The following is a 19947-nucleotide window of genomic DNA, read 5'->3' as shown; positions in this document are numbered from 1 at the left end:
GCCGCTCCTACAGGGAATCGCGCAAATCTGCCGAGAGGCGCTCCCTCTGTAGGAGCGGCCTAGTGTCGCGATGGGGCGCAAAGCGCCCCCAGCAATCACAAGCCTTGCAACAGGTCGGACATATCGTCCGCGTGCTCTTCTTCCTGCGCCAGGATGTCTTCGAAAATCCGCCGCGTAGTCGGATCCTTGTCACCAATGTACCGAATGATCTCACGATAGCTATCGATGGCGATCCGCTCCGCCACCAGGTCTTCCAGCACCATCTCTTTCAATGAAGTGCCCGCCACATACTGGGCATGAGACCGTTTGCTGAGGTTGTCCGGGTTGAAATCCGGCTCTCCACCTAACTGCACGATCCGTTCGGCAAGCTTGTCGGCGTGCTCGGCTTCCTGGTTGGCATGCTCGAGGAACTCATCGGCAGCCACGCTGGCCTTGATGCCGCTGGCCATGAAGTAGTGGCGTTTGTAGCGCAATGTGCAGACCAGCTCGGTGGCCAGGGCTTCGTTGAGCAGGCTGATGATTTGCTCGCGGTCAGCCTGGTAACCCTCGGTCACGGCCCCGTTCTCGACATGCTGGCGAGCTCGTTCGCGAAGCGTTTGCACATCAGTCAGTTCAGTCGCATTCATGTTCATCTCCGAAAGCATCAGGGTGGTCATGGCAGGTCCTGTGAAAGTTATGCGCCGTGGGCAGCGTCGCTGTCTTCCTGGCGTTGCTTGCAGGTCTTGAAGCCTTTGGCATCGACATGGCCAGTGGCGTCGAAGCGCACGTAGTAGGGCTGCTGGTGGCCGTCATGGTTGAGGATGTAGTCGTTGCAGGTGCCGCCATGGGGAAGGTCGATGACGTTGGACGGGCTGCCGCCGATGGCGATGACTTTCTGCATGGTCATGCCGTTTTCCACCTGCTTGACCAGCGGCTCGTCGCGGTAGGTGACGTAGTCCACCGGGTTTTCCGGGCGGCTGCCGCAGGCGGCGAGGGTGGCGCTTGCCAAAAGGATTGCCAGGGTCTGCTTGTACATGGTCCCGCTCCTTGCAAAGGGTATGTGTGGTTTGGAACCGCAGCGCGCGCCGGGAGTTCGATTGCGATGGTCATCAAGGTCGCTGTAGTGTTGGCCGATCGTCCACGGAAAGGGGCTGGGGCAATGCAGCAGGAATTGGCCACGCGATACCCATTGGTTCTGGTGCCGGGCATGCTCGGTTTTGTCCGCGTCGTGCTCTACCCCTACTGGTTCGGCATCGTGCCGGCCCTGCGCAAGGGTGGGGCGCAGGTGTTCCCGGTGCAGGTTTCGCCGCTGCATTCCAGCGAGGTGCGCGGCGAGCAGTTGCTGGCGATCATCGAAGACATCTGCCAGCGCACCGGTGCGCAAAGGGTCAACCTCATAGGCCACAGTCAGGGCGCCTTGAGCGCGCGCTACGCGGCCGCCAGGCGGCCCGGGCGGGTGGCTTCGGTCACTTCGGTGGCGGGGCCCAACCATGGCTCGGAACTGGCCGACTACCTGGAGCGCACGGCACCGGGCGATTCCCCGCAGGGGCGTATCCTGAAGGCTGTGCTGCATGGCTTGGCCGTGCTGCTGGTGTGGCTGGAAACCGGCTGGCGCCGCGACCCGCTGCCGGTGGATGTACACGCCTCGCACCAGTCGTTGACCAGCGCCGGGGTGGCGCTGTTCAACCAGGCTTATCCACAGGGCTTGCCAGACACCTGGGGCGAGGAAGGGGCCTATGAGGTCGATGGCGTGCGCTATTACTCCTGGTCCGGCACCTTGCAGCCCGGCCTGACCGACCAGCGACGCAACCGTTTTGACGGCAGCAGCCACTTCTGCCGCCTGTTCGCGCGCAGTTTCGTCAAGGAAAAGGGCCATTGCGACGGTATGGTCGGGCGCTTCAGTTCGCACCTGGGGCAGGTGATCGGCGACGATTACCCGCTCGACCACCTGGATATCGTCAACCAGTCGCTTGGTGCGGTGGGCAAGGGTGCCGAACCGGTGCGGCTGTTCATCGAACATGCCGCCCGGCTCAAGGCGGCAGGGCTCTAGCGACGGATCGGCGTTGTCCAGCGCTCGGCCAGCACTACGCCCACCAGGGTCAGCAGGCCACCCACGAGGTGATAGCGGGCCAATTGCTCGTCGAGCACCACGGCGGCGATCAGTGCCGTGACCAGCGGCAGCAGGTTGAAGAACAGCGTGGTGCGGCTGGGCCCCAGGCGTTGCACGGCCTGCATCCACACCAGGGGCGCGATCATCGAGGCCAGCACGCAGGCGTACAGCACCAGGCCGATGTTGCGGCTGTTCAGGCCGGTCTTGTCCGACAGCAGGAACAGCGGCAGCAGCACGACGATGGCTACCAGCACCTGCAGGTACAGCAACTGCATCGGCGGCAGGCGTAGCTGCCATTTCTTCAGCAGGAAGCTGTACAGCGCGTAGGCCAGTGTGGCCACGAGCATCAGCAGGTCGCCGCTGTTCAGGCCTTGTTGCAGCAGGCTGGCGGGGTGGCCGGCGCTTACCACTTCAAGCACACCGAGAAATGACACCAGCGCGCCCAGCAGAGCGCCGTAGCTCAGGCGCTGCCCCAGCCAGGCGATGGACAGTGCCAGTGACATCAGTGGCATCAGCGAGAGGATGATGCCCATGTTGGTGGCGCTGGTGATGCCGGCGGCGAAGTAGGCCAGGCTCTGGTACAGCGCCATGCCCAGCACGCCCAGCACGAAGACCTTGCCCAGGTGCGGGCGGATGGCCGCGCGATTGCGCCACACGGCGGGCAGCAGGAACGGGGTGAACAGGAACGCGGCCAGCAGCCAGCGGTAGAAGCCGATCTCGGCGGGGTGGATGGCACCGGCGGACATCTTGGTGACCACGGTGTTGCCGGCCCAGATCAGGATGGCGGTCAGGGGGAACAGGTAGTTCATGTAGCGGTTTACTCGTTTTGGACTGATTGGGGCTGCTTTGCAGCCCATCGCGACACAAGGCCGCTCCTACAGGTATCGCACTGGCCCGGAAGGCAACGCGGGTCCCTGTAGGCGCGGCCTTGTGTCGCGATGGCCTGCGCAGCAGGCCCCGATGCCAGCCATTATCAACTGTCTGTCAACAAGCCTATACTTCTATCCAGACAACTCACCCCGCAAAGCAGACAGCATGCCGCGCAAATACCTCGACATTCCCCAGTTCAGCCAACTCCCGGCCCCGGTGTACTTCCGCCACGACGAGTTCGGTGCCGACACCCGCAGCGCCCTGCATCGCCACGCCTGGGGCCAGCTCAACTACACCGCCCACGGCGTGATGCACCTGGAGGTCGCCGGCCAGCACTTCCTGTCGCCACCGCAATACGCCGTGTGGGTGCCGCCCGACACCGAGCATGGCTGCTACAACCCACAGGCCATCGTCTACCGCTCGGTCTACCTGGAACGCAGCCTGTGCGCCGCACTGCCGCAGCAACCATGCAGCCTGATGATCAGCGACATCCTCAAGGCTATCCTCGCCGACTTCGCCCGACGCGAACTGCGGGTGGCCGAGGGCGAGCGCGACCAGCGCCTGGTGCAGGTGCTGGTCGACCAGCTGCTGCTGGCGCCCACCCAGGCCTGCTACCTGCCGTTTGCCCACAGCGAAGGCTTGCGCCAGGTGCTCGAGGCCCTCGGTGCCGAGCCGGGCGACAACCGCCCGCTGGCCGGCTGGGCTGCCCAGGTGCATGTCAGCGAACGTACCTTGGCCCGCCAGTTTCTGCGCGAACTGGGTATCGGTTTTGGCGAATGGCGCCTGCGCCTGCGCTTTTTGCGCGCCATCGAAGCGCTTGAGGCCGGCCAGCCGATCCAGGCCATCGCCTTCGACCTGGGCTACAGCAGCGCCTCGGCGTTCATCGCCATGTTCCAGCGCCAGGCCCGGTGCACACCCGAGCATTACCGTCGCCAGGCACGGGCAGGGCGTTGAGAATCTTGGCTACACTCAGCTCGACCCCCGTGCATAGGGCGCGGAGCCAAGGAGACTACTCCATGAAAGTGCTGCAAATCCCCTTACTGGTATTGGCGGTGTTGTTCAGCGCCCAAGGCTTCGCCGCCAATACCGCGCAGCAGGAAAAGATGAAAACCTGCAACGCCGACGCCACCGCCAAGGCCCTCAAGGGCGATGAGCGCAAAGCCTTCATGAGCACCTGCCTGAAGAAGGATGTGCCACAAACCCAGCAAGAGAAGATGAAAACCTGCAACGCTGACGCCACCACCAAGGCACTGAAGGGTGACGAGCGCAAAGCGTTCATGAGCGACTGCCTGAAGAAGAAATGACCTGCGCCTATGCCTGCAGGCGTAAGGCTGGCAGACTGCGGGTCTTTCCCGTTGTCTGCCGTTGAGGCTGTATGACCTTCACCCCCCGCCAGGTCACCCTGGCCAGCTGGATCATCGTGTTTGCCGGCCTGTTGCTGGCGTTGCCCCTGAAGTTGCTGCCAAGCCTGCTGGCCGGCTTGCTGGTGTTCGAGCTGGTCAACATGCTTACGCCGCGGCTGCAGCCGCTGATCGCCGGGCAGCGTGCGCGGTGGCTGGCAGTGGCGCTGCTCGGCACGCTTGTGGTCAGTACCCTGACCCTGCTGTTTGCCGGTGCTTTCAGCTTCCTGCTGCACGAGGCGGAAAACCCCGGTGCCTCGCTGGACAAGTTCATGGCCCTGGTGGAACGTGCCCGCGGGCAGCTGCCGCCGTCCATCGAAAGCTACCTGCCGGCCAGTGCGGCGGAGTTCAAGGTGGCCATCGGTGACTGGATCAAGAGCCACCTGAGCGACCTGCAGCTGGTCGGCAAGGGCATGGCGCACATGTTCGTCACCCTGCTGATCGGCATGATCCTCGGCGCCATCGTCGCCTTGCAGCGCATCCCCGACATCTCCCGGCGCAAGCCGCTGGCGGCGGCGCTGTTCGAGCGCCTGAGCCTGCTGGTACAGGCGTTTCGCAACATCGTCTTCGCGCAGATCAAGATTTCGTTGCTCAACACTACGTTCACCGGCATCTTCCTCGCCGTGGTGCTGCCGATGTTCGATGTGCACCTGCCGCTGACCAAGACGCTGATCGTGCTGACCTTCCTGCTGGGCCTGCTGCCGGTGATCGGCAACCTGATGTCCAATACCCTGATCACCATCGTCGGCCTGTCGCTGTCGATCTGGGTGGCGGCGGCGGCGCTGGGTTACCTGATCGTCATCCACAAGGTCGAGTATTTCCTCAACGCGCGGATCGTCGGCGGGCAGATCAGTGCCAAGTCGTGGGAATTGCTGCTGGCGATGCTGGTGTTCGAGGCGGCGTTCGGGCTGCCTGGGGTGGTGGCAGGGCCGATCTACTATGCCTACCTGAAGAGTGAGCTGAAGCGGGCCGAACTGGTCTGATTGTTTGTTGGCCTGTGCTGGCCCTTTCGCGGGTAAACCCGCTCCCACAGCGATCGCACAAACCTCAAGACTTGTGCAGTACCTGTGGGAGCGGGTTTACCCGCGAAAGGGCCGGCACAGGTTAGACAGTCGGCTCAGGCCAAGCCGTAACGCTTGCGCGCCTCGATGGCCAGCCCGCTACCAATGCTGCCAAAGATGTTGCCTTCCACATGCCGCGCATTCGGCAGCATCGCCGACACACTGTTGCGCAGCGCCGGAATCCCGCTGGAACCGCCGGTGAAGAACACCGTATCGACCTGGGCCTCGCTCACTCCCGCCTTGGCCAGCAGATCGGTCACGCTACCACGCACCCGCTCCAGCAACCCTTCGATCGCCTCTTCGAACAGCGCGCGGGTCAGTTCCGCAGTCAGCTCGGGCTCGACTCGCCCCAGGTCGATGCGGCGGCTGTCCTGCTCGGTCAGCTCGATCTTGCTGGCTTCCACTTCCATCGCCAGCCAGTGCCCGGCGCGCTGCTCGATCAGCTTGAACAGGCGGTCGATACCGAAGCTGTCCTCGATGTCATAGCGCATGCTGCCCAGCGCCAGCTGCGACTTCTGCGAATACAGGGCGTTGATGGTGTGCCAGGTGGCGAGGTTGAGGTGATAGCTGGTCGGCATCAGCGCGCCGCTCTTCATGCGGCTGCCGTAGCCGAACAGTGGCATCACACCCTGCAGGCTCAGTTGCTTGTCGAAGTCGGTACCGCCAATGTGTACACCGCCGGTGGCGAGGATGTCGCTTTGGCGCTCGGCGACCAGGTGGCGCTCGGGCGACAGGCGGATCAGGGTGAAGTCCGAGGTACCACCGCCGATGTCGACGATCAGCACCAGCTCTTCGCGGCTGATGCTTGACTCGTAGTCGAAGGCCGCGGCAATCGGCTCGTACTGGAACGACACGTCCTTGAAGCCGATCTTGCGCGCCACTTCGGCCAGGGTGTCCTCGGCCTCCTGGTCGGCGGCCGGGTCTTCGTCGACGAAGAACACAGGGCGGCCAAGCACTACCTGCTCGAACTCACGCCCCGCAGCGGCCTCGGCGCGTTTTTTCAGCTCGCCGATGAACATGCCCAGCAGGTCCTTGAACGGCAGGGCGCTGCCCAGCACGCTGGTATCGTGCTTGATCAGCTTGGAACCCAGCAGGCTTTTCAGCGAACGCATCAGGCGGCCTTCGTAGCCTTCCAGGTACTCATGCAGTGCCAGGCGGCCATAGACCGGGCGACGCTCCTCGATGTTGAAGAACACCACCGAGGGCAAGGTGATCTTGCCGTCTTCCAGGGCAATCAGCGACTCGGCGCCGGGGCGGTGCCAGCCGACCGTCGAGTTGGAGGTGCCAAAGTCGATGCCCAGGGCGCGGGCCGGGGATACGTCAGACATGGGAAATGAGCTTCCGGAGGCAAAACGGCCGCGCAGTGTATGCCAGTTGGCTACAGAATCAAGACCGGTCGTCTGCCATGGAGCAAACCCAAGGCGGTCTTGAAAGGCTATGCTTGACCCCTATCTTCTCTTGCAACACGCACATTCACATTGGTGATCCATAGATGGACTTCAAAGACTATTACAAGATACTCGGCGTAGAGCCCACGGCGGACGACAAGGCGATCAAGGCCGCGTACCGCAAGCTGGCGCGCAAGTATCACCCCGATGTCAGCAAGGAGCGCGACGCCGAGGAGAAATTCAAGGAGGCCAACGAGGCCTACGAAGTGCTGGGCGACGCGCAGAAACGTGCCGAATTCGACGAAATCCGCAAGTATGGCGGCCAGCATGGCCGGCCGTTCCAGGCACCACCGGGCTGGGAAAGCCGCGGCGGTGGCGGTGGTTTCGAAGGCGGTGATTTTTCCGACTTCTTCAGTTCGATCTTTGGTAGCCGGGGGGGCAACCCGTTCGGTGGTGCCCGGCAGCAGCAACGCAGCGCCGGCAGGCGGGGGCAGGACGTGGAGCTAGAACTGGCGGTATTCCTTGAAGAGACCCTGAGCAAGGAGTCCAAGCAGATCAGTTTCCAGGTGCCGCAGACCAATGCCATGGGCCAGCGCACCGGCTTCACTACCAAGACCCTGAACGTGAAGATCCCGGCCGGGGTGACCGACGGCGAGCGCATCCGCCTCAAAGGCCAGGGCGCGCCGGGCATTGGCGGCGGGGCCAATGGCGACCTGTTCCTGACCATTCGCATGGCACCGCATCCGCTGTTCGATGTCGAAGGTCATGACCTGATCATCACCGTGCCGCTGGCACCGTGGGAGGCAGCACTGGGCGCCAAGGTGGCCGTGCCGACCCTGGACGGCAAGATCAACCTCACCATCCGCCCCGACAGCCAGAGTGGCCAGCGCCTGCGCGTACCGGGCAAGGGCCTGGCCAACAAGAGTGGCGAGCGCGGCAACCTTTACGCGCAACTGAAAGTGGTCATGCCGCCTGCATCCGACGAGTCTGCCCGCGAACTGTGGACCAAGCTTTCCGAGAAGGCTGCGTTCAACCCGAGGACACAATGGAGTAAGTGATCATGAGCAGCACCCTGATCGTTCAACTGGACATGCGTACCTTGTGTCAGGAGGCCGATATCACGGCTGACTGCGTGATCGAAATCGTCGAGCACGGCATTGTCGAACCTTCCGGCCGAACGCCGGAAGACTGGTTGTTCGACGATCAGGCGCCGTTGCTGGCCAAACGTGCGGCGAAGCTGCATCAGGAGCTGGAACTGGAGTGGGAAGGGGTGGCTTTGGCGCTGGAGCTGCTGCAGGAAGTGCAGCAGTTGCGCAGCGAGAACAACATGCTGAGGCAGCGGTTGGGCAGGTTTACCCAGATGTGAGGTTTGCAGGCCCGGCCTCTTCGCGGGTGAACCCGCTCCCACAGGAATCGCACGATTCCTGAGATGTGTGCAGTACCTGTGGGAGCGGGTTTACCCGCGAAGAGGCCAGTACAGGCAAAATCAAATTCAGCTTGGTTCTGCCCCCGGATCCAGCACCAGCTGCATGAAGGTCAGATCCAGCCACCGGCCAAACTTCACCCCCACCTGCGGCATCTGCCCGGTCACCACGAAGCCCAGGCGTTCGTGCAGGCGCACCGACGCTGCATTGCCGCTCTCGATGGCCGCCACCATCACATGCTTGCCACATTCGCGCGCGCGCTCGACCAGCGCCGCCATCAGCACCGGCCCCAGCCCCTTGCCACGCTGGTCGCCACGGATATACACCGAATGCTCGACAGTAAGGCGAAAGCCCTCGAATGGCCGCCAGTCGCCAAACGACGCATAGCCCAGCACCCCACTCTCATCCACCGCCACCAGGATCGGGTAGCCCTGCTGTGCCCTTGCATCGAACCAGGCCTTGCGGTTGGCCAGGTCCACCGGTGTTTCGTTCCAGATCGCCGTGGTGTTGCGCACCGCGTCGTTGTAGATGTCGAGGATGCCCGGCACATCGGAAAGCAGGGCGTCGCGGATTTCATGACTCATGACAGCGTCTCGCAGGGTGGTTGCTCGCAGATTAAATGGTTACCAGCCCGCGCACACCTTCGGCCTGCATGTTTTCACCGCGCCCCCGCTGGATGATCTCGCCACGGGCCATCACCAGGTACTGGTCGGCCAGCTCCTCGGCGAAGTCGTAGAACTGCTCCACCAGCAGGATGGCCATGTCGCCGCGCTCGGCCAGGCGACGGATGACTGCGCCGATCTCCTTGATCACCGAAGGCTGGATGCCCTCGGTGGGCTCGTCGAGGATAAGCAGGCGCGGGCGGCTGGCCAGGGCGCGGCCGATGGCCAGCTGTTGCTGCTGGCCGCCGGACAGGTCACCGCCACGGCGTTGTTTCATCTGTTCCAGCACGGGGAACAGTTCGTAGATGAAGGGCGGTACCTCCCGCGCTTCACGGGCGGGGAAGCGCGAAAGGCCCATCAGCAGGTTTTCCTCGACAGTGAGGCGCGGGAAGATCTCGCGGCCCTGGGGGACGTAGGCGATGCCTGCGTGGACCCGTTGCTGGGGCTTGAGGCTGGTGATCGGCTTGCCTTCCCATTCGATGTTGCCGTCGCGCGCCGGGACCAGGCCCATCAGGCAGCGCAGCAGGGTGGTCTTGCCCACGCCGTTGCGGCCCAGCAGGCAGGTGACTTCGCCGACCTTGGCTTCGAAGGACAGGCCCCGGAGGATGTGGCTGCCGCCGTAGTACTGGTGCAGGGTGTCGATCTTGAGCATGTGTATATTCCTGAAATTGTTGCTGTGCCTGTGCCGGCTCTTTCGCGGGTAAACCCGCTCCCACAAGGACCACGCAGCTCTTCAGGCCTGTGTGGGAGCGGGTTTACCCGCGAAGAGGCCGACACAGGTTTCAATGTCTACCGGCCCAGATACACCTCGACCACCCGCTCATCCGCCTGCACCTGCTCCAGCGACCCTTCCGCCAGCACGCTGCCCTGGTGCAGCACGGTCACATGGTCGGCAATGCTGCCGACAAACCCCATGTCATGCTCCACCACCATCAGCGAATGCTTGCCAGCCAACCCCTTGAACAGTTCGGCGGTGAACTCGGTCTCGGCATCGGTCATGCCCGCCACTGGCTCGTCCAGCAACAGCAATTGCGGCTCCTGCACCAGCAGCATGCCGATCTCCAGAAACTGCTTCTGCCCATGTGACAGCAAGCCTGCCTGGCGCTGGGCCAGCGGCAGCAGGCGCAAGGTACCCAGCACCTCCTCGATGCGCTGGCGCTGCTCACCGCCCAGGCGCGCTGCCAGGCTGGCCCACACCGACTTGTCGGTCTTCAGTGCCAGTTCCAGGTTTTCGAACACCGTCAGCGCCTCGAACACCGTGGGCTTCTGGAACTTGCGGCCTATGCCGGCCTGGGCGATCTGGTATTCGCTCATGCGGGTCAGGTCGAGGGTGTCACCGAAATACGCCGTGCCACTGTCGGGCCTGGTCTTGCCGGTGATCACATCCATCATCGTGGTCTTGCCGGCACCGTTGGGGCCGATGATGCAACGCAGCTCGCCCACGCCGATGTACAGGTTCAGAGCGTTCAGCGCCTTGAAGCCATCAAAGCTGACGCTGATGTCTTCCAGGCTCAGCACCGTACCGTGGCGGGTGTCGAGGCCGGCCTTGCGGCTTTGGCCCAGGCCGATGGCGTCGCGGCCGGCACCGAGGTTGTCGAACACCGGTTCGAGCATGAATTCCGGATGTACCGGGGGCACGCCTCTCATGGCTGGCTCCTTTTCTTCAACAGGCCGACCACGCCCTGAGGCAGGTACAGGGTGACGAGAATGAACAATGCGCCGAGGAAGAACAGCCAGAACTCCGGGAAGGCCACGGTGAACCAGCTTTTCATGCCATTGACCAGGCCGGCGCCGAGCAGGGGGCCGATCAAGGTGCCGCGCCCACCCAGGGCCACCCACACGGCGGCTTCGATGGAGTTGGTCGGTGACATCTCGCCGGGGTTGATGATGCCCACTTGCGGCACATACAGCGCACCGGCCAGGCCGCACAGCACGGCACTGAGCACCCACACCAGCAACTTGAAGCCGCGCGGGTCGTAGCCGCAGAACATCAGGCGGTTCTCGGCGTCGCGCACGGCGGTGAGCAAACGGCCGAACTTGCTGCGGGTCAGGCACCAGCACAGGTACAGGCTGGCCAGGAGCAGGCCGACGGTGAGCAGGAACAGCACCGCGCGGGTGCCTTGGGCGGCAATGTCGAAGCCGAGGATGGTGCGGAAGCTGGTGAAGCCGTTGTTGCCGCCAAAACCGGTTTCGTTGCGGAAGAACAGCAGCATGCCGGCGAAGGTCAGGGCCTGGGTCATGATCGAGAAGTACACGCCCTTGATCCGCGAGCGGAAGGCGAACCAGCCGAACACCAGCGCCAGCAGCCCGGGCGCCAGTACTACCAGGCACAGGGCCCAGGCGAAATGCTGGGTACCAGCCCAATACCAGGGCAGCTCGCTCCACGACAGGAAGGTCATGAACCCTGGCAGGCCGTCACCGGCGGCCTGGCGCATCAGGTACATGCCCATGGCGTAGCCACCGAGGGCGAAGAACAGCCCGTGGCCCAGTGACAACAGCCCGGCGTAGCCCCAGACCAGGTCCAGGGCCAGGGCGACGATGGCGTAGCAAAGGATTTTGCCGACCAGGGTCAGGGTGTAGGCCGACACTTGCAGGGCATGGCCCGCCGGCAGCAGCGACAGCAGTGGCAGGGCCACCAGCAGCAGGACGACGACGGCGCCGATGGCCAGGGTCAGGCGTGGCCCGGCCTTTTGCGTAGCGGTGACAAGCAGTGGCTGGTTCATCAGTCGATTACCCGTCCCTTGAGGGCGAACAGGCCTTGCGGGCGTTTCTGGATGAACAGAATGATCAACGCAAGGATGAGGATCTTGCCGAGCACGGCGCCGATCTGCGGCTCCAGCAGCTTGTTGGCGATGCCAAGGCCAAAGGCTGCCCAGAGGCTGCCGGCCAACTGGCCGACGCCGCCGAGCACCACCACCAGGAACGAGTCGATGATGTAGCTCTGGCCCAGGTCCGGGCCAACGTTGCCGACCTGGCTCAGGGCCACGCCGCCGAGCCCGGCGATGCCCGAGCCGAGGCCGAAGGCGAGCATGTCGACACGCCCGGTAGACACGCCGCAGCAGGCGGCCATGTTGCGGTTCTGGGTGACCGCGCGCACGTTCAGGCCCAGCCGTGTGCGGTTGAGCAGCAGCCAGGTGAGCAGAACCACGGCCAGGGCGAAGCCGATGATCACCAGGCGGTTGTACGGCAGCACCAGGTTGGGCAGCAGCTGTATGCCCCCCGAAAGCCAGGCCGGGTTGCTGACTTCGACGTTCTGCGCGCCGAACAGCAGGCGGATGGCCTGGATCAGGATCAGGCTGATGCCCCAGGTCGCCAGCAGGGTTTCCAGTGGGCGGCCATACAGGTGGCGGATTACCGTGCGCTCCAGCGCCATGCCGACCCCGGCACTGACGGTGAAAGCCACCGGCAGGGCGATCAGCGGGTAGAACTCGATGGCGCCGGGGGCGTAGCGCTGCAGCAGTATCTGGACCATGTAGGTGCTGTAGGCGCCGAACATCAGCATTTCGCCGTGGGCCATGTTGATCACCCCGAGCAGGCCGAAGGTGATGGCCAGGCCAAGGGCTGCCAGCAGCAGGATCGAACCTAGCGACAGGCCGCTGAAGGCCTGGCCGAGCAGTTCGCCCACCAGCAGCTTGCGCTGCACCTGGGCCAGGCTGGTTTCGGCAGCGGTGCGCACGCCCGGGTCGGTTTCCGCGTTGGGTTGCAGCAATGCCTCGAGGCGGGTGCGGGCCAGCGGGTCACCGGTTTCGCCGAGCAGGCGAACGGCTGCCAAACGTACTGCCGGTTCGCTGGCATCCAGTTGCAGGTTGGCCAGGGCCAGGCCGATGGCGGCGTGCACGGCGGGGTCCACTTCGAGGGCAAAGCGCCGGTCGAGGAAGGCCATCTGCGCCGGTTGCGCGCTCTTTTGCAGTTGCTGGGCGGCGGCCAGGCGGGTGGCGCTGTTGTCGCTGAGCAACTGGTGGCTGGCCAGGGCGTTGTCGATCAGGCCGCGCAGGCGGTTGTTCAGGCGCACCTTGCGGGTGTCATTGGCGGCGATGCGGCCTTGGCGCAGGTTGTCCAGCAGCGGCAGGCGTGCGGTATCGGGTTGCGCCGCCCAGCTTTCGAGCAGGCGGGCTTGCTCGGCGGGCTTGGCGGTGAGGAAGAATTCGCCCTCGCTGGCCTGGGTTGCCAGGGGGATCAGCAGGAGCAGGGTGAGCAGCAGTCTGAGCATGCGAGTAATCCTGAAAATCGGCGGTGGATTCTTCGCGGGTGAACCCGCTCCCACAGGGACCGCGCCGGTTTCAGACCTTGCACCGTACCTGTGGGAGCGGGTTTACCCGCGAATGGGCCGCATAGCGGCCCCATGCACTCAGTTACCTTTCACTGCGTAATCGGGGCGCTTGTCGTTGCCGGGAATGAACGGGCTCCACGGCTGCGCCCGTAGCGGTTGCTCGGTTTCCCACACTACGCTGAACTGCCCGTCATCCTGGATCTCGCCGATCATCACTGGCTTGTGCAGGTGGTGGTTGGTCTTGTCCATGGTCAGGGTGAACCCGGACGGCGCCTCGAAGCTTTGCCCGGCCAGTGCTTCACGCACCTTGTCGACATCGGTGGACTTGGCTTTCTCCACCGCCTGCGCCCACATGTGGATGCCTACGTAGGTAGCCTCCATCGGGTCGTTGGTCACCGCCTTGTCGGCGCCTGGCAGGCCCTTGGCCTTGGCATAGGCCTTCCAGTCGGCAACGAACTTCTGGTTGACCGGGTTATCCACCGACTCGAAGTAGTTCCACGCCGCCAGGTGGCCCACCAGCGGCTTCGTGTCGATGCCGCGCAGTTCTTCTTCGCCCACCGAGAACGCCACCACCGGCACGTCGGTGGCCTTCAGGCCCTGGTTGGCCAGCTCCTTGTAGAACGGCACGTTGGAGTCGCCGTTGACCGTGGAGATCACTGCAGTCTTGCCGCCGGCGGAGAACTTCTTGATGTTGGCGACGATGGTCTGGTAATCGCTGTGGCCGAACGGCGTATACACCTCTTCGATGTCCTTGTCGGCCACGCCCTTGCTGTGCAGGAAGGCACGCAGGATCTTGTTGGTGGTGCGCGGGTAGACGTAGTCGGTGCCCAGCAGGAAGAAGCGCCTGGCGCTGCCGCCGTCCTCGCTCATCAGGTACTCCACGGCCGGGATCGCCTGCTGGTTGGGCGCGGCGCCGGTGTAGAACACGTTCGGCGACATCTCCTCACCCTCGTACTGCACCGGGTAGAACAGCAGGCCGTTGAGCTCTTCGAACACCGGCAGTACCGACTTGCGCGACACCGAGGTCCAGCAGCCGAACACTACTGCCACCTTGTCCTGGGTCAGCAGCTGGCGGCTCTTTTCAGCGAACAGCGGCCAGTTGGAGGCCGGGTCGACCACCACCGGTTCGAGCAGCTTGCCGTTCACGCCGCCCTTGGCGTTGATCTGCTCGATGGTCATCAGCGCCATGTCCTTGAGCGAAGTCTCGGAAATGGCCATGGTCCCCGACAGCGAATGCAGGATGCCGACCTTGATGGTCTCGGCGGCCTGGATACTCCAGCTCAGGCCCATTGCGGCAATCGATGCGCTGAGGGTAAGGGCCTTGATCAGACTGCGACGCTTCATGTGCTCTCTCCGCTGAGTTGTTATGTGTTGGGCAAGCGGGGAGGGGTGTTGCAAGGGGTGTGCCTAACGGCGGAAGGTGCGCAATAGAGGGGTTGTGCGAGGTGTTGGGGCGTTGGTCGGATCCAGGTTGGTGCCTGATGGATTTGTGTGCACAGGATTGGGGCCGCTGTGCGGCCCATCGCGACAGATAGGACGGCGTACACCGTGCCTTTTGGGAGCGGCCTTGTGTCGCGAAAGGGCTGCAGAGCAGCCCCCTGGGCCATCAGCCGTTACGCACAGCCGTGCGCGGATGACGCTTGCTGCGCACCCCCTGATAAGTCACCGCCAGCAGCACGAACCAGATCGGCGTCACCAGCAACGCCGCGCGGGTATCGTCCTCCAGGCTCAGCAACACCAGGATGAAGGCAAAGAACACCAGGCACACGTAGCACATGAAGCGCCCGCCCGGCATCTTGTACTTTGAAGCCTGGTGCAGCGCCGAGCGGTGCTTGCGGTACTTCAGGTACGACAGCAGGATCAGCGTCCAGACGAACATGAACAACACCGCCGACACTGTGGTGACCAGGGTGAACGCCTCGACCACGTTCGGCACCAGGTAGATCAGCACTGCGCCCAGCAGCAGGCAGATGCAGGAGAAGTACAGGCCGTTGGCAGGCACCGAGCGGCTCGACAGTTTCTCGAATGCCTTGGGTGCGTCACCTTCCTGCGACAGGCCGTACAGCATGCGGCTGGTGGAGAACACGCCGCTGTTGGCCGACGAGGCCGCCGAGGTCAGCACCACGAAGTTGATGATGCTCGCCGCCGCCGGCAGGCCGGCCAGCACGAACAGCTCCACGAACGGGCTCTTGCCCGGTACCACGTCGCGCCATGGGGTCACGGCCATGATCGCGATCAGTGCCAGCACGTAGAACACGATGATCCGCACCGGGATCGAATTGATCGCCCGTGGCAGGGTGCGTTCCGGGTTCTTCGCTTCGGCGGCGGTGGTGCCAACCAACTCGATGCCGACGAAGGCGAACACGGCGATCTGGAAGCCGGCGAAGAAGCCCATCAGGCCGTTGGGGAACATGCCGCCGTCATTCCACAGGTTGGCCAGTTGCGCGGTGCGCCCGCTGGGCGAGGTGAAGCCGCTGATGACCATGTACAGACCGGTCGCGACCAGGCCCAGGATGGCGACGATCTTGATCAGGGCGAACCAGAACTCCATTTCACCGAACATCTTCACCGTCACCAGGTTCAGCGACAGCAGCAGCCCTACGCAGGTTAGCGCGGGTATCCACTGCGGCAGTTCGGGGAACCAGAACTGCGTATATGCCGCGATGGCGACCACGTCGGCGATGCCGGTGACCACCCAGCAGAACCAGTAGGTCCAACCGGTGAAGTAGCCCGCCCAGGGGCCGAGCAGGTCTGCGGAAAAATCGATGAACGACTTGTAGTTGAGGTTCGACAGCAACAGTTCGCCCATGGCGCGCATGACGAAAAACAGCATGAAGCCGATGATCATGTAGACGAAGATGATCGACGGCCCGGCCAGGCTGATGGTTTTGCCCGAGCCCATGAACAGGCCGGTACCTATCGCGCCGCCAATGGCGATCAGCTGGATGTGGCGGTTGGTCAGGTTGCGCTGCAGATGCTGTTCATCTGGCGCTGCGGGTGAGGTTTGCGTCATAGGCTGCATTCCCTTGGAAGGTCGGTCGTCTTGTCAGAGGTAGCCGGCTAGGCTAACACGCGCGTTCCAGGTTGGGGCGCGACAGATCGACTCGACTTTTGGGGAGCAGTCTCTTGCCTGTGCCGACCTCTTCGCGGGTGAACCCGCTCCCACAGGGACCGCTCTGCCCTCAGGCTTGGCGCAAAAACTGTGGGAGCGGGTTTACCCGCGAAAGGGCCGGCACTGACGAAGCAAGGCTCAAGCGCTGGCCAGCACCCGGCCGCGCCTTACCACCAGGCTATCCACCAGCCACATCACCACCATCGACACCCCCACCAGTGGGAACATCAACCCCAGCATCAGCATCACCCCCACCGCCGCCTTCCAGCGTGGCAGGTCATGGCGCAGCGGCGGCACACCCAGCCCGCCGGCCGGCCTGCGCTTCCACCACATCACCAGCCCGCTCACCGAGCCCAGCAAGATCATCAGGCAAACCAGCAGGATGATGATCTGGTTGAACACCCCGAACATCTTGCCTTCATGCAGCATCACGCCCAACTCGGTGGCACGGGCGACCGGGTTGTAGTCCTGCCAACGCACATCGGCCAGGACCTTGCCGGTGTACTGGTCGACATGCAGGGTGGCGTCGTTGCGCGGGTCGTCGGCGAATACGGCAATGGTGAACACACCATCGGCCGTGGTCGGCGCGGTGATGCTGTAACCCGGTTCGACCTGGCGCGCGTTAGCGATGTCTTCGACCTGCTGCAGGCTTATCCGTGGCGCTGCCGGCGCGCTCGACATCGTGTGATGCCCTGCATGTTCGGCGTGTGCGCCGGACTGCGGCATTGGCGTGTTTTCCAGCGCCCAGGGCACGGTCTGGCGGTGCGCGCTGTTGAGTTCACCCGCCTGCTGGTCCGACTTGGGCACGTCGTTCCACATGGCCGCCGGAAAGCGGTTCCACAAGTCGGCGTACTGCTTGCCCCACAGGCCGGTCCAGGTCATGCCGCTGACCAGCATCAGCAACAACAAGGCCGAGCCCCAGAAGCCGGTCACCGCATGCAGGTCGCGCCAGAGCAGTCGGCCGCGGGCAGACAGCCGTGGCCACAGCACGCCAGCGCCATTGCGCCCGCGTGGCCACCACAAGTACAGGCCCGACACCACCAGTACGATGCCCCAGCCCGCAGCCAGTTCCACCAGGCGGTCGCCGACCGTGCCAACCATCAGTTCGCCATGCAGGGCGCGGGCGATGGCCTGCAGGTTCTGCTTGCCATCCTGTTCGCCAAGAACCTTGCCGCTGTAGGGGTCGACGAACACGTTCAGTTCGCGCCCGGCGTCATGCACCACGAACTGCGCGCTGCGTTCGGCATCCAGCGGTGGCAGGTACTGGCCAACGTGGCCCTCGGGATAGGCCTTGCGCACCTCGGCCAGCATCGTGTCCGCGCCCTGTCGGTGGTGGCCGGCTTCGACCACCATCAGCTCGCGGTACAGCAGCGGGTCGAGCTGCGGCTTGAACAGGTAGATGATCCCGGTGATCGCCAGCAGGATCATGAACGGGGCCACGAACAGCCCCGCATAGAAGTGCCAACGCCAGGCCAGGTTGTAGAAGTTGATGCGTGTTCCTCTCATGGGAACCTCCTGTTTGACCAGCAGATGGGCGCGACCTGCGCCGCGCCCGTTGTTGTTGTCAGAAGCTGAAGTCGACCTTGGTCCAGAAGGTCCTGCCTGGCTCGTTGACCGGCTGTGGATCGGTAGCCGGGTAGCCGAACCCGGCGTTCCCGGCCAGGTTCAAGTGCTCGGCGTAGGTCTTGTCGAACAGGTTGTCGACCCCCGCGCTGAGCTTGAGGTGGTTGCTCACCTTGTAGGCGCCATTGAGCGAGAACACGCCGAAGCCGGCACTCTTGTCGTAGTCCTTGCCGACCACGTTGCCCTGGTTCTCGGCGATGCGGTTCTGCGCCGCCACCAGCCGCCACAGTGCGCCGACGCTCCACACATCGCGGCTGTAGGTCAGGCCCAGGCGGCTTTCCAGCGGCGGCATTTGCGGTAGTGCTGTGCCGTCACTGCTGTTCTTGCCCCAGGCGTAGGCCAGCGTTGCGTCGGCCTTCCAGTTTTCCGTCAGCTGGTAGGCCGCGCCCAGTTCGCCGCCCATGATGCGGGCATCGATGTTCTGCGCCTGCGAGGTGCTCATGCCCATCATGCCGGTGCGGTAGTCGAACAGGATGTAATCCCGGATCTGCCCGACATAGCCCGAGGCCCAGGCTTCCAGGCGCTCGGTGCGGTACTGGATGCCGAAGTCCAGCTGGGTGGTCTTCTCTGGCTTGATGCCGTCGAAGGCGTTGGCCGCACCGGGTGGCGCCAGCTTGGGCGAGAACAGCTCCCAGTAGTCGGGGAAACGTTGGGCATGGCCGAGGCCGATATAGGTGGTGGCCGGAATGGCCGCCAGGTCGTGCTCGTAGCGGATGAAGCCGCTGGGCAGAGTGTCGGCGCGGGTGTCGCCTTCGGTGGCGCTGCCCTGGCGGAAGTCACGGGCCGAAGCACGGTCCAGCCGGGCACCGCTGATCAACCGGTCCTCGCCGCTGACGTACCAGGTCAGCTCGCCAAAGGCACCATAGTTGTGGAAGTCGGCATCCTTGGTCCAGGCCTTGCCCTTGTGCGCGTCCACGCCCATGCCGCCGCGCTTGCGATGTTCGTTGGTCTGCGCGTCGATGCCACTGATCAGTTGCACATCGGCCCAGCGCCAGGTGGCCTTGATGCGGGCGCCCATGGTGCGGCGGTCGACGTTGCTGACCATCGGCATGCCCATCATGCCGCTGCCCGAAGGCGTGCGCAGGCTGTAGTTGTCCATCACGTGGTCGGCGTAGTTGTAGTAGACCTGCGCCTCGACCTTGTCGAGCACCTCGCCAAGGTTGGACTTTTCGAAGCGCAGGCCCAGGCTTTCGCGCTTGAACTGCGAGCCATCCATGCCGCGCCCGGCATAGCGGGCCTCGCCATCGCCCTTGCCGGCGGTGAGCTCGAGCAAGGTGTCCTGGTCCGGGGTCCAACCGAGGGCGACATCGCCGTTCCATTTGTCCCAGCGTGACGGCACGGTGTTGTCATCGCCGTCGTGGTAGTCGTCCGAGCGCGACTGGTTGCCGACGAAGCGGGCGTAGGCCTGGTCGTTGCCGGCGGCGGTGTCCAGCACCTTGTCGAAGCGGCCGTTGGAGCCGGCCAGCAGGCTGGCATTGACCCGGCTGCCGAGGGTGCCGAACTTCTCCGGCTCGCGCTCGAAGAGGATGGTGCCTGCCGAGCCGCCCGGGCCCCAGATCACGCTTTGCGGGCCTTTGATGACGGTCAGGCGGTCATAGGTTTCTGGCGAAATGTACGAGGTGGGGGCGTCCATGCGGTTGGGGCAGGCGCCCAGCATCAGGCCGCCATTGGTGAGAATGTTCAGGCGCGAGCCGAACATGCCGCGCAGTACCGGGTCGCCGTTGGTGCCGCCGGCGCGGATGGCCGAGAAGCCGGGGATGGTCTTCAGGTAGTCGGCGCCGTCGCTGGCCGGCACCGGCTGGCGCGGGTCCTTCGGGTTGGTGACCACGGTCAGCGGCGAGCTCGGGGCCACGGCGGTGATCACCGTCGGGCTCAGCTCGGGGGCGTCGTGTGCATGGCCTTCATGGCCAGGGTCGGCGGCCAGGGCCACGGGCGCGAGCAGCGAGCCGCACACGGCGGCGATGGTCCCACGCAGGGACAAGGCAAAAACAGGGGTGCAGCCGTACATAATGATTCCAGTCGATCAGTCATGAGTCAGCGCGAAGCCT

Annotated in this window: 19 protein-coding genes; 6 read left to right on the top strand and 13 right to left on the bottom strand. The window is 64.2% G+C overall.

What is annotated here, in order from left to right:
- Positions 1 to 95: 95 nt before the first annotated feature.
- Together R9B85_RS09755 and osmE are read right to left on the bottom strand one after the other, a co-directional pair.
- Positions 96 to 626, bottom strand: coding sequence for a ferritin-like domain-containing protein (locus R9B85_RS09755; RefSeq protein WP_112253794.1), 531 nt, complete (start codon positions 624 to 626; stop codon positions 96 to 98).
- A 47-nt stretch (positions 627 to 673) separates the two neighbouring features.
- Positions 674 to 1015 (bottom strand): osmotically-inducible lipoprotein OsmE, encoded by a 342-nt coding sequence (gene osmE, locus R9B85_RS09750; protein ID WP_112253663.1) that lies wholly within the window; start codon positions 1013 to 1015, stop codon positions 674 to 676.
- 123 nt (positions 1016 to 1138) lie between these two features.
- On the opposite strand from osmE, the gene R9B85_RS09745 reads away from it, so the two are divergent.
- Positions 1139 to 2029, top strand: coding sequence for an esterase/lipase family protein (locus tag R9B85_RS09745; protein WP_252379081.1), 891 nt, complete (start codon positions 1139 to 1141; stop codon positions 2027 to 2029).
- Here R9B85_RS09745 and R9B85_RS09740 read toward each other — a convergent pair.
- Positions 2026 to 2898 (bottom strand): DMT family transporter, encoded by an 873-nt coding sequence (locus R9B85_RS09740; protein WP_112253661.1) that lies wholly within the window; start codon positions 2896 to 2898, stop codon positions 2026 to 2028. The two genes, R9B85_RS09745 and R9B85_RS09740, sit on opposite strands and share 4 nt — an antisense overlap.
- A gap of 226 nt (positions 2899 to 3124) precedes the next feature.
- Between R9B85_RS09740 and R9B85_RS09735 the strand changes: the two genes are divergently transcribed.
- The 3 genes from R9B85_RS09735 to R9B85_RS09725 all read left to right on the top strand — a co-directional run bounded on the left by R9B85_RS09735 (position 3125) and on the right by R9B85_RS09725 (position 5342).
- Positions 3125 to 3913 carry an AraC family transcriptional regulator gene (locus tag R9B85_RS09735; protein ID WP_423770993.1) on the top strand — a complete coding sequence of 263 codons (789 nt, stop codon included), beginning with the start codon at positions 3125 to 3127 and terminating at the stop codon, positions 3911 to 3913.
- 62 nt (positions 3914 to 3975) lie between these two features.
- Positions 3976 to 4263, top strand: a complete 288-nt coding sequence (locus R9B85_RS09730) for a PsiF family protein (protein ID WP_003258250.1) — start codon at positions 3976 to 3978, stop codon at positions 4261 to 4263.
- A gap of 71 nt (positions 4264 to 4334) precedes the next feature.
- A complete protein-coding gene (locus R9B85_RS09725; protein ID WP_112253659.1) occupies positions 4335 to 5342 on the top strand; it encodes an AI-2E family transporter in 1008 nt (335 codons plus the stop codon).
- 134 nt (positions 5343 to 5476) lie between these two features.
- Here R9B85_RS09725 and R9B85_RS09720 read toward each other — a convergent pair whose 3' ends face one another.
- Positions 5477 to 6748: an Hsp70 family protein gene (locus tag R9B85_RS09720; protein ID WP_423770992.1), complete on the bottom strand. Its 1272-nt coding sequence runs from the start codon at positions 6746 to 6748 to the stop codon at positions 5477 to 5479.
- A gap of 164 nt (positions 6749 to 6912) precedes the next feature.
- Here R9B85_RS09720 and cbpA point away from each other — a divergent pair, with 164 nt between their 5' ends.
- Both cbpA and R9B85_RS09710 read left to right on the top strand, forming a co-directional pair.
- Positions 6913 to 7866: a curved DNA-binding protein gene (gene cbpA / locus R9B85_RS09715; RefSeq protein ID WP_207877179.1), complete on the top strand. Its 954-nt coding sequence runs from the start codon at positions 6913 to 6915 to the stop codon at positions 7864 to 7866.
- A 2-nt stretch (positions 7867 to 7868) separates the two neighbouring features.
- On the top strand, positions 7869 to 8174 hold the full coding sequence (locus R9B85_RS09710; protein WP_025340803.1) for a chaperone modulator CbpM: 306 nt from the start codon (positions 7869 to 7871) through the stop codon (positions 8172 to 8174).
- A gap of 126 nt (positions 8175 to 8300) precedes the next feature.
- Here the strand turns inward: R9B85_RS09710 and R9B85_RS09705 are convergent, their stop codons facing one another.
- The 9 genes from R9B85_RS09705 to R9B85_RS09665 all read right to left on the bottom strand — a co-directional run bounded on the left by R9B85_RS09705 (position 8301) and on the right by R9B85_RS09665 (position 19907).
- Positions 8301 to 8816 carry a GNAT family N-acetyltransferase gene (locus R9B85_RS09705; RefSeq protein WP_215520473.1) on the bottom strand — a complete coding sequence of 172 codons (516 nt, stop codon included), beginning with the start codon at positions 8814 to 8816 and terminating at the stop codon, positions 8301 to 8303.
- A 31-nt stretch (positions 8817 to 8847) separates the two neighbouring features.
- The gene (urtE, locus tag R9B85_RS09700; RefSeq protein WP_085587952.1) at positions 8848 to 9546 is read right to left on the bottom strand and encodes an urea ABC transporter ATP-binding subunit UrtE; all 699 of its coding nucleotides are present in this window, start codon (positions 9544 to 9546) and stop codon (positions 8848 to 8850) included.
- Between the two features lie 137 nt (positions 9547 to 9683).
- Positions 9684 to 10541, bottom strand: coding sequence for an urea ABC transporter ATP-binding protein UrtD (urtD, locus tag R9B85_RS09695; protein ID WP_177421382.1), 858 nt, complete (start codon positions 10539 to 10541; stop codon positions 9684 to 9686).
- Entirely contained in the window at positions 10538 to 11617 is a 1080-nt protein-coding gene (gene urtC, locus R9B85_RS09690; RefSeq protein ID WP_112253654.1) for an urea ABC transporter permease subunit UrtC, read from the bottom strand. The genes urtD and urtC overlap by 4 nt, the downstream gene beginning before the upstream one ends.
- The gene (gene urtB / locus R9B85_RS09685) at positions 11617 to 13104 is read right to left on the bottom strand and encodes an urea ABC transporter permease subunit UrtB (RefSeq protein ID WP_313856781.1); all 1488 of its coding nucleotides are present in this window, start codon (positions 13102 to 13104) and stop codon (positions 11617 to 11619) included. The genes urtC and urtB overlap by 1 nt, the downstream gene beginning before the upstream one ends.
- A gap of 138 nt (positions 13105 to 13242) precedes the next feature.
- The gene (gene urtA / locus R9B85_RS09680; protein WP_112253652.1) at positions 13243 to 14508 is read right to left on the bottom strand and encodes an urea ABC transporter substrate-binding protein; all 1266 of its coding nucleotides are present in this window, start codon (positions 14506 to 14508) and stop codon (positions 13243 to 13245) included.
- Positions 14509 to 14770: 262 nt separating this feature from the next.
- The gene (cycA, locus tag R9B85_RS09675) at positions 14771 to 16177 is read right to left on the bottom strand and encodes a D-serine/D-alanine/glycine transporter (RefSeq protein WP_207877185.1); all 1407 of its coding nucleotides are present in this window, start codon (positions 16175 to 16177) and stop codon (positions 14771 to 14773) included.
- Positions 16178 to 16414: 237 nt separating this feature from the next.
- A complete protein-coding gene (locus tag R9B85_RS09670; protein WP_112253650.1) occupies positions 16415 to 17782 on the bottom strand; it encodes a PepSY-associated TM helix domain-containing protein in 1368 nt (455 codons plus the stop codon).
- A 58-nt stretch (positions 17783 to 17840) separates the two neighbouring features.
- Positions 17841 to 19907: a TonB-dependent copper receptor gene (locus R9B85_RS09665; RefSeq protein WP_112253649.1), complete on the bottom strand. Its 2067-nt coding sequence runs from the start codon at positions 19905 to 19907 to the stop codon at positions 17841 to 17843.
- Positions 19908 to 19947 lie beyond the last annotated feature (40 nt).

This window comes from Pseudomonas sp. NLJ1, assembly GCF_049486705.1.
GTDB lineage: Bacteria > Pseudomonadota > Gammaproteobacteria > Pseudomonadales > Pseudomonadaceae > Aquipseudomonas > Aquipseudomonas inefficax.
This window is presented reverse-complemented; position numbering and strand designations above follow the sequence as displayed.